12 protein-coding genes are annotated in these 12,997 nt (G+C 56.8%); 6 read left to right on the forward strand and 6 right to left on the reverse strand.

The annotated features are described in order from the left end of the window. Window positions 1-365: 365 nt before the first annotated feature. The gene (locus tag ACFOW7_RS13650) at window positions 366-689 is read right to left on the reverse strand and encodes a LysR family transcriptional regulator (protein ID WP_449252232.1); all 324 of its coding nucleotides are present in this window, start codon (window positions 687-689) and stop codon (window positions 366-368) included. 1,007 nt (window positions 690-1,696) lie between these two features. On the opposite strand from ACFOW7_RS13650, the gene ACFOW7_RS13655 reads away from it, so the two are divergent. The 3 genes from ACFOW7_RS13655 to ACFOW7_RS13665 all read left to right on the forward strand — a co-directional run bounded on the left by ACFOW7_RS13655 (window position 1,697) and on the right by ACFOW7_RS13665 (window position 6,664). After that, window positions 1,697-4,051 (forward strand): RHS repeat domain-containing protein, encoded by a 2,355-nt coding sequence (locus ACFOW7_RS13655; RefSeq protein WP_378165146.1) that lies wholly within the window; start codon window positions 1,697-1,699, stop codon window positions 4,049-4,051. Window positions 4,052-4,057: 6 nt separating this feature from the next. Then, window positions 4,058-6,229, forward strand: a complete 2,172-nt coding sequence (locus ACFOW7_RS13660) for an RHS repeat-associated core domain-containing protein (RefSeq protein ID WP_378165148.1) — start codon at window positions 4,058-4,060, stop codon at window positions 6,227-6,229. A gap of 66 nt (window positions 6,230-6,295) precedes the next feature. Next, window positions 6,296-6,664 (forward strand): hypothetical protein, encoded by a 369-nt coding sequence (locus tag ACFOW7_RS13665; RefSeq protein WP_378165150.1) that lies wholly within the window; start codon window positions 6,296-6,298, stop codon window positions 6,662-6,664. Window positions 6,665-6,767: 103 nt separating this feature from the next. On the opposite strand, the gene ACFOW7_RS13670 is transcribed toward ACFOW7_RS13665, so the two are convergent. Together ACFOW7_RS13670 and ACFOW7_RS13675 are read right to left on the reverse strand one after the other, a co-directional pair. Continuing rightward, window positions 6,768-7,346, reverse strand: a complete 579-nt coding sequence (locus tag ACFOW7_RS13670) for a DUF4303 domain-containing protein (protein WP_378165152.1) — start codon at window positions 7,344-7,346, stop codon at window positions 6,768-6,770. Between the two features lies 1 nt (window position 7,347). Further along, a complete protein-coding gene (locus ACFOW7_RS13675) occupies window positions 7,348-7,800 on the reverse strand; it encodes an AHH domain-containing protein (RefSeq protein ID WP_378165154.1) in 453 nt (150 codons plus the stop codon). A 51-nt stretch (window positions 7,801-7,851) separates the two neighbouring features. Between ACFOW7_RS13675 and ACFOW7_RS13680 the strand changes: the two genes are divergently transcribed. After that, complete coding sequence (locus ACFOW7_RS13680) at window positions 7,852-8,775, forward strand: RHS repeat domain-containing protein (RefSeq protein WP_378165156.1); 924 nt, start codon at window positions 7,852-7,854, stop codon at window positions 8,773-8,775. 10 nt (window positions 8,776-8,785) lie between these two features. Next, the gene (locus tag ACFOW7_RS13685; protein ID WP_378165159.1) at window positions 8,786-9,058 is read left to right on the forward strand and encodes a hypothetical protein; all 273 of its coding nucleotides are present in this window, start codon (window positions 8,786-8,788) and stop codon (window positions 9,056-9,058) included. Between the two features lie 295 nt (window positions 9,059-9,353). Here the strand turns inward: ACFOW7_RS13685 and ACFOW7_RS13690 are convergent, their stop codons facing one another. After that, the gene (locus tag ACFOW7_RS13690; protein ID WP_378165162.1) at window positions 9,354-9,836 is read right to left on the reverse strand and encodes a DUF4303 domain-containing protein; all 483 of its coding nucleotides are present in this window, start codon (window positions 9,834-9,836) and stop codon (window positions 9,354-9,356) included. 237 nt (window positions 9,837-10,073) lie between these two features. After that, window positions 10,074-10,406 carry an H-NS histone family protein gene (locus ACFOW7_RS13695; protein ID WP_378165164.1) on the reverse strand — a complete coding sequence of 111 codons (333 nt, stop codon included), beginning with the start codon at window positions 10,404-10,406 and terminating at the stop codon, window positions 10,074-10,076. A gap of 716 nt (window positions 10,407-11,122) precedes the next feature. On the opposite strand from ACFOW7_RS13695, the gene ACFOW7_RS13700 reads away from it, so the two are divergent. Continuing rightward, entirely contained in the window at window positions 11,123-12,154 is a 1,032-nt protein-coding gene (locus ACFOW7_RS13700) for a CobW family GTP-binding protein (protein ID WP_378165166.1), read from the forward strand. A 114-nt stretch (window positions 12,155-12,268) separates the two neighbouring features. Here the strand turns inward: ACFOW7_RS13700 and ribB are convergent, their stop codons facing one another. Then, a complete protein-coding gene (ribB, locus tag ACFOW7_RS13705) occupies window positions 12,269-12,922 on the reverse strand; it encodes a 3,4-dihydroxy-2-butanone-4-phosphate synthase (protein WP_378165169.1) in 654 nt (217 codons plus the stop codon). Between the last annotated feature and the right edge of the window lie 75 nt (window positions 12,923-12,997).

The raw sequence follows: 12,997 nt of genomic DNA on the forward strand, positions 1-12,997 counted from the left end.
TGCCTAGCCGCCAAGCAACGGATCATCCCGGTGCTACGTGACAACGACGGAATCCAGCGATGAAAACAAAGTTGTCATCGGATGAAACTGCAATTTGCACCGGTACGCTGACCAAAGTGTAAGACTCCTGCGCCATCGGGCGCGTGCTTACGCAGGGGAGTCAACGATGGATAGACCCAATCGACGAAAGAGGCCCACAGCGCGGAGGTCGGCTTTCTCTCGACCGCCGACGCGGGAGGAGAAGGAGGAAATCGACCTTGCCGAGCAGTATCTTCAACTTCCCCCTGCGATGCGTGATGCGATTCGGCACCTGATGATCGGCGCTTATCAGATCGATACGTCGTGAACCGGCCAAGCGTGTCGCTCTAACTAAGAGGATCGGCCGGGACGCAGTCGGACAGTGCGACCCGGAGCACGCCGCGAAAGCCCAGCGCGGCACGCTTCACATTGGCGCGCGCCTGCTCCAGCTTCGCGAGGATGGGGCGCATGTCGTCGAGAAAGCGCTCACCGGCCCAGGTGAGCCGTACGCCGCGCGAGTTCCGTTCGAACAGCACGGCGCCCAAGTCCGATTCCAGTTCCTTGATGGTGCGCGAAAGCGGCGATTGCTCGACATGGAGCCGGGTCGCTGCCCGAGTGAAGTTCAGCTCCTCCGCGACCGCGACAAAACTTCGAAGATGACGCAGTTCCATGGCGGGCACCTCACCAGCCGGCCTTGACTGCACCGCCCAGGTGGCAAGTCGGCGTCACTGGTCGCCCGCTCGCCCCGCTGATCGGCCGGAGGCGCCAATGAAACATCGCTGCCTCATCGAGCACGGCATTGGGGGACGCCACCGCTAAACGTGGGGGTGGCAGCACGGTGCAGGCGGGGGAGACGACAACCATGAGGGTACGAATCGCGGACTCCATCCTTGGCTCCAGTCTTTCGAGGGTCGTGTCAACAGGGGTCGCTCCCCACAGCAGCTCAGAACCGCGTGGCCGTTGGGGGCAGCAGGCAGGTGAGGCAGGTGTCGTCTGGGTCGGTCAGCCCCCGGAATAAATGACGTGTGAGTTTTCACATTGCGATGGCACCGGGTGCGGTGGGGCACTGCGATGACAGTGCCCAATGCGGCGTGTGGCTCGGCGTCAGTGCTTTGGAGAGTGGGGGGAGCTGGCGGGCATGACGCAGGGTGACGTCATCAGAGAGGGAGTCGGAAACTAGCATCGGGCAGAGAAAGCGACTCGCCGATTTCGGACATCAATGCAATGGAGGATAAATCGTCAGAATCTCCCCTCAATCATCAGCGAGTGGTCGTCGTAAGAAATCTGGACGGACTGTCAGACACTAGAAGGCGAGTCGCCGCCGGCGCATTGGGCAGGCACTTCCGTGCCAAATGGCATCGCAGTGAATTTGGTCGAACATGCGTTCGATATAAAAACAGTGCGGCCGCCTTTGTTGCTGTTCCCGCAGGGGCGGCCGAGCGGCATCGAATATCGAACGATTTCCCTATTCAATAACGTAATTCATCTAAATAGTCAGGTTCTATACTGCACAAATGAACCATAAACATTTGTCTTTAAAGTGCTGTTCCGTAAGGCAATAGTGGCTTGACTGGGGATGCCGCGATATAATCTATTCTTCGATCGACTCTGATAAGGGTGCGCACCGTTGTGCGCGCCCCGGGTAGATTTTTCTTTTTTATTCTCTTGTGGTTATTCAATGAAAAGCTGGTTAAAACCCCTCGCTTTTCCCCATGGTCATGGTCAACGCAGTATTCGAAAACTAGCTATTGCCGTGTCCTTGTTGGGAATCTCTCCGCTCACCCTGGCTGCCGATGACGATGGCACCACCATTCCCTATCCGAAAGTCTGTGACCTTTTTAATGCCTGTATCGAAAGCGCCAGTATTTCGGAATGGGTAGACCATTTCTACCCGAAGCCAAAACGGAATTGGTGGAAAGTCACCAAAGGTCCTTATGAGTGCTTGGCGCCCAATGGTATGCGAGCCAAGTGCTATGACCTTCAGATCGACGGGCAAAGCTACCTTGAGGGTACAATTGTCCGTGCCATCATCGGTTGTCCAGATGGAACCTTCTTTGGCAAAGTCAGCCAGCGCTGCCGGAAGATTTGCCCCGAGGGTGAATATCTGGTGAAAGATGTGTCGCCGGATCAGTGCAAGCCCAATCCGAAACCTGAAGAACGTGATCCGGACGACACGGCTGATCCGGAACAGGGCATGCCCGAATGCCCAAAACGCTCAGAGGAAATGGATAAGACAACCGGCAATCCCATCAATACCGCGACGGGGAATAAGTTCCAGCGCGAGATTGATACCCTGCTGGGTGTGCCTTTCATCCGGTTCTATAACAGCCACGATTCCGGTCCGAAGCATCAACTCGGCCTGGGCTGGCGCCACAATTGGCACGCCCGGGTATTGCCGGTTTATTCCTATTTCATTGATCCGGGTATTCCCCCGCATATGGACCCGGATTGGCGCGAGTACTGGAATAGCCGTGCAGCGAATAGTTCAGGCCCGAAACCGCGTCTGTTGTTCTACCGGCTGGAGCGTACCGATGGAGCGTCTTTCTCCGCCACGACGGATGGCCGGATTATCGGCGCGACCGACAAGAACACCCTCAAGCTGACCATTGGTCCGACCGGCTTTACTGTCTTTGATGGCGTGAACACTGAGCATTACGACGCCAAAGGCAATCTGGTCTCGCTCATCGAAGGCGGTGGCAAGCGCTACACGCTGACCTATGCCGATAAGCTGCTGAGCCAAGTCAAGGATGACACCACGGGTCGCACGCTGACCTTTACCTACCGCCGGGAAACGCTGGGTGGAATCGAAGACGATTGGCTCAGCAAAGTCGAGAGCGGCAATGCTTCGGGCACGACAGGTCTGGTGGCGAGCTTTGACTATTCGCCGAAGGGCTATCTGGCCAAGGTCACGCATGCGGACGGGACAACGCGTCAGTACGTCCACGACGACCCCGAGCGCGGTGACAAGCTGTCAGGGTTAATCGATGAGAACGGGGTGCGGTTTGCCACCTGGAGTTACAACCGATACGGCGCAGCGATCAGTTCCGAGCACGCCGGTGGGGTGAACCGCTACACCTTGAGCTTCGGCGGGGCACGTGGCTGGCCCAGCACGGCCCAGACCAGCCCAACGGGTGCCACTCGGTTCTTCAACTACCAGCAGATCGGCCGTCGCCTCCTCTTTGCGGGCAATTGGCAGCCGGGTGGTTCGGGTTGCAACGCCAGTACCCGCAAGCGTACCTACGACTCGGCTGGCAATCCGCAAGAGCAGATCGACTTCAACGGCAATGTGACGTGGTTCACCTACGACCCCGAGCGGGATCTGGAGGTGACGCGGATTGAAGCCGCGACCAGCTCGGCACCTCGGGCGGTCACTACGCAATGGCATGCGACATTCCGCTTGCCCACGAAGATCAGCGCCAACGATCGGACCGTCAGCTTTGACTATGATGAGCGCGCCAATCTGACCAAGAAGACCGTTGAGTCCAATGGGAAGGTATGGAGCTGGCGTTATGCCTACGACAGCAACAATCGCTTGATGAGCGTGACCGATCCGGCGGGCCGCAGCAGCGAGTTCGGCTATGACGCCACGGGCAATCTGGTCTCGTTCAAGGATCGTGCTGGGCTGGTCACGACGTACGGTCCCCACAACGCCCATGGTCAACCGCTGTCGATCACCCGTCCTGATGGCGTGGTGGCATCGATGACCTATGACGCTCGCGGTCGCTTGCTGACCTACAGCGAGGGTCAGTCTGTGACGCGCTACCAGTACGCGCCGACGGGCCTGCTCAAGCAGGTCAATCTGCCCGATGGCAGCCAGATCGACTATGAGTACGACCCAGCCCACCGGTTAGTCGGCATCCGCAACAACCAGGGCCATAGCATCCGCTACGTGCTGGATGCTGCCGGTAATCGACTTCAACAGGATGTGCAGGATGCTAACGGCACCTTGGCCGCCGCGATGGCGAAAGTGGACGCTGAACGTCTGTCCCTGATTGCGCCGAACAGCCTGCCGACTCAACAAGACAGCGAATAATTTCTTATGCGATTTCCTCGATTCGCCAGCGTCTTCACGCTGGCAGCGGTCCTGGCCGCCTTCCCATCCCAGGCAGCCATTACCCAAACCATTAAACAAGAGTTCGACCAGCTGGGTCGGCTGGCCAAGGTCATCCAAGCCGATGGCAGTTGGGTCAGCTATGGCTACGACCCCAACGGCAACCGGACCGCAGCGACTGATCATCTCGGGCGGACCACCCACTACGAATATGATGCGTTTAACCGCCTCACCACGATCCGCGACCCGAAGGGTGGCATTACGCGGATGGGATATGACGCCTTCAACAATCTGGTCAAAGTCACTGACCCCAAGGGTTTAACCACCGAGTACCAGTACAACGGTCTTGACCAGCTGGAAAAGCAAATCAGTCCGGACACAGGAACCAGCAGCCAGACCTATGAACTGGATGGCCAGATCAAGACCCGAACCAATGCTGCGGGGCAGACGACCGAGTTCAAGTACGACAGTGCAGGTCGACTCATTGAGCAGCGTCATGCGGGTGGGCCCAACTGGACTTTCCAGTGGGACAGCGTCGGCCGGCTCAGCGAGGTCAAGGACAACACCGCGACCACGCGCTACCGCTACGACAGCCAAAGCCGGCTGGAAGCCAAAACCCAGCAGATTGGCACGCTGACGCAAACGGTGAGCTATCGCTGGACACCGGCGAATCAGCTATCTGGACTGACGACGCCATCAGGCCGAGTGATCGACTATGTTCGGCAGAATGGTCAGATCGTCGCGGTTAATCTGGACGGCAAGCCCTTGCTGACTCAGGTGGTTTATCAACCCTTCGGTGGACCGCAGGGCTGGACCTGGGCGAATGGCCTGCACCATACCCGGCTTTACGACACCAATGGTCGGATTTACCGAATCGAGTCCGCCGGCATCTTTGCCAAACGGCTGATCTTTGACGGGGCCAGCAATGTCAAGCAGCAGGAAGACCTGCAAGACGCCAAGCGTACGCAGGAATTTGGTTATGACGTGCTGGATCGGCTGACGAGCGAAACCGCGACCCATCGTAACGACGCTTATCAGTACGACGCCAACGGCAACCGAACCCAGGTCAGCCGTAATGGCACGACCACGGCCTCAACGATTGAGGCCACCAGTAATCGGCTGACGAGTCTGGGCACCCAGACGCGGACCTATACCGCGACGGGTCATCTGCAAAGCGACGGCACCCGGACATTCGAGTACGACGGGGCTGAGCGGCTGGTCAAAGTCACCACAAATGGCAAGACCTACCAGTACAGCCACAATGCTTGGGGGGAACGACTGGTCAAGACAGGGGTGCGGTTTGTCTATGACGAGCAAGGTCGTCTGCTGGGCGAGTACAAGACCGACGGTAGCCTGATCCAGGAAACGGTGTGGTTAGGGGATCTGCCGATTGCTACGATTCAACCGGACGCCAAGAGCCCCAGCAAAACGTCGGTCTACTATGTTCACCCGGACCACCTGGGCACGCCTAGGGCGGTCAGCGATCCCGTCAGCAATAAAGCGGTCTGGCGTTGGGATTCAGATGCTTTCGGAAATGCTATTGCCGACGAAGATCCGGATCAGGACGGTAAGAGAGTGGTGTACAACTTGCGCTTTCCTGGTCAGTACTTTGACCCCGAATCCGAGCTAAATTACAATCTGTTTCGGGATTATGAGGCAAGCAGTGGGCGCTATGTGCAAAGCGACCCTATCGGGCTGTTCGGCGGTTTAGGGACATTCTCCTATGCGGAGAACAATCCATTGCGAAACGTTGACCGCAATGGTCTCGTGGCAATTCCTGGTCCGATATTGCTTCCCCCGATAGTTCTGCCCGGAAGCTCTGCGCAGAATCTTGAAGACGAACTTCTCGGGAAGAAGCCACGCGGTGGAAATATCGTTTACCCGCCAGGTATTTCGCCCGATCCCAAGCCCCCGGAATCTCATCCGGAAACACGCGTCCCGGCTGAGCCTCCGGTTGAGAAGAAGTGGGGGAAAAATCGCGATTTTAAGAATGATTCGAACTGCAGAATGATGTATGAGGCCTGCAAAGCCGCTGCAGATCAATACGGCAAGACCTGCGTTAGCATCGCAGGAAATGCGTCGTATCTAGTCGTCAGAGGAACGTGTTTCGCTGCCTATTTGGCGTGCATGGCGGCCGATGCCGGCGATGGATTTTTTTAACTGCTAATGGTAAGAGGGGCACTATTATGTTAGTGCCTCCGCAAAATGGCTCGGGAGTGCATTCGCGTGGACTCTCCGAGGTTGTTTGAAGCGCCAGCAATGACAGCAACTGCCATGGTCAAATTGAACTATCATCAGCGAGACTTCTTCAAGTGCGCTTGGAAGGCGATTGATGCCAAAGAAGAACTATTGATTACCGTCAATGGATGGGCGTCAAAGGGCATCTATTTTGTTATCAAGAACCTGCGCAAGCCCTCATTCATAAGAGCGCTCGGCGTGCTGGTTCTAAGTTTTCTTTGCATGAGGATATGGGGAATCCACGTCCATGCAAAACTATCGGGGTTGCAAGAGAACTCAAGCTGGATAACTAAGAACACTTTAGAAATAACCTACACGCGTCCTCCGGCTGGTGTTGAGGTTCGTCTTTTTGGCTAAGGGATAAACCATGGCGCAGCCATCGCAAGCGTTGGAAGGGTCTACTAGGGGGTCCTCAGAGCGACGGGAAATGCGAATAGGAGTTGGCTGGATTCTGCGAATATCATTTGCATCTCTCGATTCGCTCTAGCCCCGCGCCAACTTCTTCGTCGTGATCCAGGACGATGAGCCGGAAAGCATCCGCTCGTGCAATCTTATGGAATGCCCCCCTGGATTCGCACTCAATGAGCACGCTGGCTGCCCAGTCGGCGAGATGTGCATTGAATGCATTGGATAGGTCTACATCGAACGTCTTCTGGTACAGCTCGCTGTATCCGACGGTTTCAATCAGGGATTCCCACGGCTTCCATGCTTGGACGAACGTCGGCGCATATCGGTCATTGACGCAATACAGTGGCCAGTCACCCAATGACCAGAATTGTTCTCGTGCCGATGGTGCAGAAGCTGCGGCTCCCGTATCCATGCCCGCCTGCGCTGCGATGCTCGATAGGTAGCTCTTCGAAGCTAGGCTGAAAAAGATCGACCCCACCGAGAAGTTGCAGTCGAGCGCAAAGCCGACGAATTCTTCGCCTGAGTGTTCGCGCGCGACATTCTCGATGCACTCGCGGATGCCGGCGGACAACACCGTCTCCATCGCTTGAAAGTCGAGACGATCGAGGTAGGGTTTGAGTGAAGTCGTCATATCATTCGCATCCTTGGACAACGAGCGCACCGCTCAGAAGGTCTTGTCGGATTGCAGCCAGCGCGTTGATGGCCTCTTCCTTATCATTTGCGCCCATCACGACCGTTTCGACGAAGTCGTAATACTTCTTGCAGTGTCGGCCACCGTGCGCCGATGAGTAGTCGCCTGCAGCCGCATTCTTTGGGAGCGCGACACCGTTGCTCGGAGAGTTGGGGTCAATTCCAAACTGCTGTAGCTTTGTCATCGCCGGAGAAGTTTTCGGGACGATGTGGTGTGGAATATGGTTGGGCGGCAACTCGCCGAAAATCTGCTCCATGTTGTGCCGGAGCACATTCGCGCTATAGGGCTTGCCGAGTTGCAGATTGATCCCTCGCGACCAGACTCTGGCAAACAGGCAGAACACCTTGTCGCTCATTTTCGCAACAGGCCGGAACTTGGCGAACTTGCCGAGCAAGGTCATCTGCTGGGTGAGTACAAGACCGACGGTAGCCTGATCCAGGAAACGGTGTGGTTAGGGGATCTGCCGATTGCCACGATTCAACCGGACGCCAAGAGCTCCAACAAAACGCTGGTCTACTATGTCCACCCGGACCACCTGGGCACCCCTAGGGCGGTCAGTGATCCTGTCAGCAATAAAGCGGTCTGGCGTTGGGAATCCGATGCATTCGGTAACAGCGCACCCGATGAAGACCCGGATCAGGATAAGAAGAAGCTCGTCTATAACCTGCGCTTCCCGGGTCAATACTTCGACCAGGAAACTGGGCTCAACTATAATTTCTTCCGGGACTATGAGCCGGCTACTGGGCGCTATATACAAAGTGATCCAATTGGAATAAAAGGTGGAATAGGGACGTACAGCTATGCCTTTGGCAGCCCACTTTCATATTCTGACCCCCATGGACTGATTCCAATAGATACAATTTGGGACTTAGGTAATCTTGCATATGATATTGCCACAGGGAACTGGGTGGATGCAGCAGCGGATGCTGCTGCCTTATGTACTCCATATGTTCCCGCTGGAATTCCAAAATTAAGGAAGCTGAAACGCCCAGTTAATGAAAAAACTTCGTCAGCAGTAAAGGATGTCGCAAAAGATGGAAAAGCACTTCCTGATGATGCATTAGTGTGTCGAGGAGGAACCTGTACTGCTGAAAAATTCAGTGGAGGATCAGGAGTAACGTTAGATTCTCATGGGAATCTTCAGGGGGTCTCTGTTAATAGTGGAGTAGGGAAAACTGTTGAGGACTTAACAGTTGGAATACCCAATAAGCAAGTTGGGGTTACAACGGTAGGGAAGGTGCGAGAGGCGGGAGGGAATGTCATTCCGTCACCTACACCAAACAACCCTCATCACTGCACACTATGTGGTATTACGCCAGCAAAAGCGGAAAGTTTGATGACTCCAACGATCAGAAATCCTCATAAATAGGGAGATTACTATGCATAGACCACTTACGGAAGAAGAGATCAACTTGATTACCAAGCGATTGGAAGCGACTCAACCGGGACCATGGAGGTCCTTTGTGGAAGGACGAGATCACACTAGTGGATCCAGTTTTATCATGACGGGAGAAGGTATAAACCGTGGTGAAGATATTGAGCTAACGGGGGCTACTGTTGCCGATCAAGATTTTATTGCTGCGGCGCGGCAAGATATTCCTAGATTGCTTGATGAGATTAAAGATTTAAGGAGGCTTCTAGAAAAAAAATAAACGGCTTCTGTTAAAGGAAAATCCTGCTTTGTCCTTCAAGCCTAGAGCGTGTTATGGACTGATATTGCTGCCAACCTCGGCAAGAGAATGCAAACGAAGGCCAGGAAATAGTAGGCGCCAAGGTCTGACGATGAGGAGATTTTTGAAATGATCAAAATTTCCTCTGCTGAGGATGCGCTCAACGTCCCGTAGGGACGGCGATGGGGCCCGGCGCATTGCTGGGCCCATTTTTACTGAATAGCCAAGGTGATTAGAATATGAACTTGCCGATCCTTGGCAATTATTGTTTGCTCAGCTACATTCGATCTGGCCCGACGTTGAGTTCTTCGTCGTGATCCAGCACGATGAGCCGGAAAGCATCCGCTCGCGCGATCTTATGGAACGCACCGCTGGATTCGCACTCAATAAGCACGCTGGCTGCCCAGTCAGCGAGATGTGCATTGAATGCATTGGATAGGTCTACATCGAACGTCTGCTGGTACAACTCGTTGTATCCGAGGGTTTCAATCAGGGATTCCCACAGTTTCCATGCTTGGACGAACGTCGGTGCATATCGGTCATTGACGCAATACAGTGGCCAGTCACCAAATGACCAGAATCGTTTTCGTAGCGTTGGTGCAGAAGCCGCCGCTTCCATATCCATGCCTGCCTGCGCGGCGATGCTCGATAGGTAGCTCGTCGAAGCCAGGCTGAAAAAGATCGACCCCACCGAGAAGTTGCAGTCGAGCGCGAAGCCAACGAATTCTTCGGGTGGTCGCGCGCCACATTCTCGATGCACTCGCGGATGCCGGCGGACAACACCGTCTCCATCGCTTGGAAGTCGAGACGATCGAGGTAAGGCTTGAGTGAAGCCGCCATATCATTCTCATCCTTAGAACAACGAGCGGCGTGCTTGATCCGTTCAGCATCCGCCCGCGACCGTCGGTCGGTATCACGGACCGGCGAGGCCAGCAGAGCGCAAGTTCTCAAGCTGTGCATTGAACTTCAGCGGACCAGGACAGGACCCGCGAGTTGATCAGATCCGCAGGTCGCTTTCGCTGGATCCAGCAGCGAGGGCGGCCTTGAACCAGCTCGGCCGCTTCCCGCGACCACCCCAGGTCTGCATTGGGTTCGCAGGGTTTCTGTACTTTGCTTCGACCGACCCACGCTTGAGCGGCGTAGGCCGCCGGGCCACGCCCGCCTCAGGAAAGAGTTCGCTGATCGAGAGGCCCTCGGCCGTAGCCAGGTCGATGCACTTCTGCCGTACGCTCGCGAGCTTCTCGCGTACCAGCTTGTCGCGCAGGTGCTCGGCTGCTTCGATCAGCTGACGGAGCTCGTCAGCGGAAAGGTGGTCGATGTTGACGGTCATGCCGATGCATCCAGAGGAGGTATTGCAGCATACGGCAGCGCGTCCGCGGGATGCATAGATCCTCGCGCGAGGGCGGCCATACGCCGTTGCCCTGGCTCAGCTTGGACGTCAGCAGAACACCATGGACGATCGCGTCACCACCGGTGCGGTTCAAGTCCAGAATCGAGTCCATTTCCTGTATGATGTCTCGGGAAATGTCTTTTTCATCAGCACGTTAGGGGTAGAGTTCGATTCCCATCACCCGCTCCACCTTCCCGATCCAAAATGCTCCAAGGACTCCCGAAGAGTCTCTCTCTAGAGAACGCGCTGACCACGAACGCCAATATGCGTCCGTCGATGCAGTTCCACTCTGAGCCTTCTGCCGCTCAAGCCCTGCCCTCTCAGACAAGCTGCTACGTGACTGCAATCCATCGTTTTTGCTTGGCGCGTACCGGCTGACAGATCAGCTACTCTGTAGCCTAGATGACTACAATCGTCGAACTGAGGCTACAGTCAACCCCATCAGCCCTACCACCGTGGCAGAAAGCTTGAAACAAACTCCCGATCTGCTTTCCCGATCACGAGCTTAGTTGACCGCTAACCGTCCAGATCTGGTTTGACCAGCCTCGGGTCACTTTTCCTGGATTACCCCCTCCCCCATCCTCCCCGCCTTTTCGCTAAACTCGCGCCCACTTGGCAGGCTTTTCCTGCCCAGGTTTTCCTCGGAAGTTTTCCTTATGCGCGTACCGGTCAACCTGATCACCGGCTTTCTCGGCGTGGGCAAGACCACGGCGATTCGTCATCTACTGGCCGGCAAGCCGGCCGACCAATACTGGGCGGTGCTGGTCAATGAATTCGGCGAGGTCGGAATCGATGGAGCCACCTTGTCGGCCGCCGCCGATGGGCTACAAGTGGTCGAAGTGCCGGGCGGTTGCATCTGCTGCACCACCAGCCCGATGTTGCGGGTCAATCTGGTGCGCCTGCTGCGCGCCCGCCGGCCCGACCGGCTGTTGATCGAGCCGTCGGGCCTCGGTCACCCGGCCGGGATTCTCGATACCCTGCGCGACCCACAACTGGGCCTCGCCCCCAAAGCGACCCTGACCCTGGTCGATCCACGCCATCTCGACGACCCGCGCTATACCAACCATGAAGTCTGGCGTGACCAGATCCAGCTCGCCGATGTGCTGGTGGCGAATAAATGCGACCGTGCCGATGCCGAACAGATCGACCGTTTCCTGCGGCTGGCCCAGCACCAGTTCCCGCCCAAGCTCGCCTGCCATACCACCAGCCAGGGCCGTTTCGACCGGGCTCTGCTCGATCTCGATCCGGCGCCGGGCCGCGCGCCCGAGTTCGTCGATGCCCATGCTGCCTGGCAGCCGCTGTTGCCACGTCGCAAGGTCCAACCGGAAACCAGCTCCGACAGCGCATGGCGGCGGGAAAACCGTGGCATCGACAATATCAGTTGCGGCTGGGTGTTTGCGCCCGACGTCCGTTTCGATGCCGAAGCGCTGGCGCAACGCTTCATGACGCTCGCCAGCGATCCGACGCTGGGTCTACAGCGGCTGCAACGCGGGAAAGGGGTGTTCCATACCGATCATGGCTGGCTGCTGTTCGACTGGGTGGGCGGCGAGGTCAGTGCCGTCGAGATTGCCTATCGGCGCGATTCGCGGGTCGAGTTGATCATCGCAGGCAGCACAGCACCCGATTGGCGCGTGTTTGAAGAGACGCTGCTGGCTTGCCGGATTGCGGACAGGACGGATGCGTCCTAGCGGCGTGGACAAAGCAAAGGCCCAATAATGGGCCTTTGCACAAAAACATCAAAAACTGTTTATACACAGAACAGTTCTTGCAGTTATTTTTCCTGATTTTTTCTATTTGGCCAATCAAGCTGCCAGTGGCGCGGCGCTCGGCTCCAGAAAGCTCACCAGATCGGCCACCGTGGCCACCGTCAGTCCATGACGGGCTGCATAGGCGATGACACGGTCGCCGCGCAGCATTTCACCGGCATCGTCCATCAATTCACACAGTACCGCCGCTTCGCGCCAGCCGGCCAGGCGGGCCAGATCGACCGAGCCTTCGGTATGGCCACGCCGCGCCAGCACACCCCCGGCCCGCGCCCGCAGCGGGAAGACATGGCCAGGGCTGACCAGCCCGGCCGCACCTTCTTGCAGCGCTGCCTCGATGGTGCGGACCCGATCGGCCGCCGACACCCCAGTGCTGACGCCATGGCGCGCTTCGATGGAAACGGTAAACGCCGTGCCATGACGGCTGCGGTTGTCGGCCACCATCATCGGCAGGCCGAGCCGCGACATTTCGGACTCGCCCAGGCACAGACAGACGATGCCGCTGCAATCGCGGATCAATTGTGCCATCAGCGTCTGGTTAAGCGCTTCGGCGGCAACGATCAGATCAGCTTCGTCCTCGCGGTCCTGATCGTCGAGCAGCACCACGGCGCGGCCTTGGCGGATCGATTCGATCGCCGCGACAACCCGTTGGGCAGCGGTGGTGGTCGTGAAGTAATGCTGGAAGGTGGACATGAAAACGCTCCTTGGATGGGTTCAAGAAAGCGTTTCAGGGCATGACGCCGCTGCCGCGGCCGGGTGGGTCGCAGA

Origin of the sequence: Chitinimonas lacunae, assembly GCF_042650885.1 — a bacterium.
Lineage (GTDB): Bacteria > Pseudomonadota > Gammaproteobacteria > Burkholderiales > Chitinimonadaceae > Chitinimonas_A > Chitinimonas_A lacunae.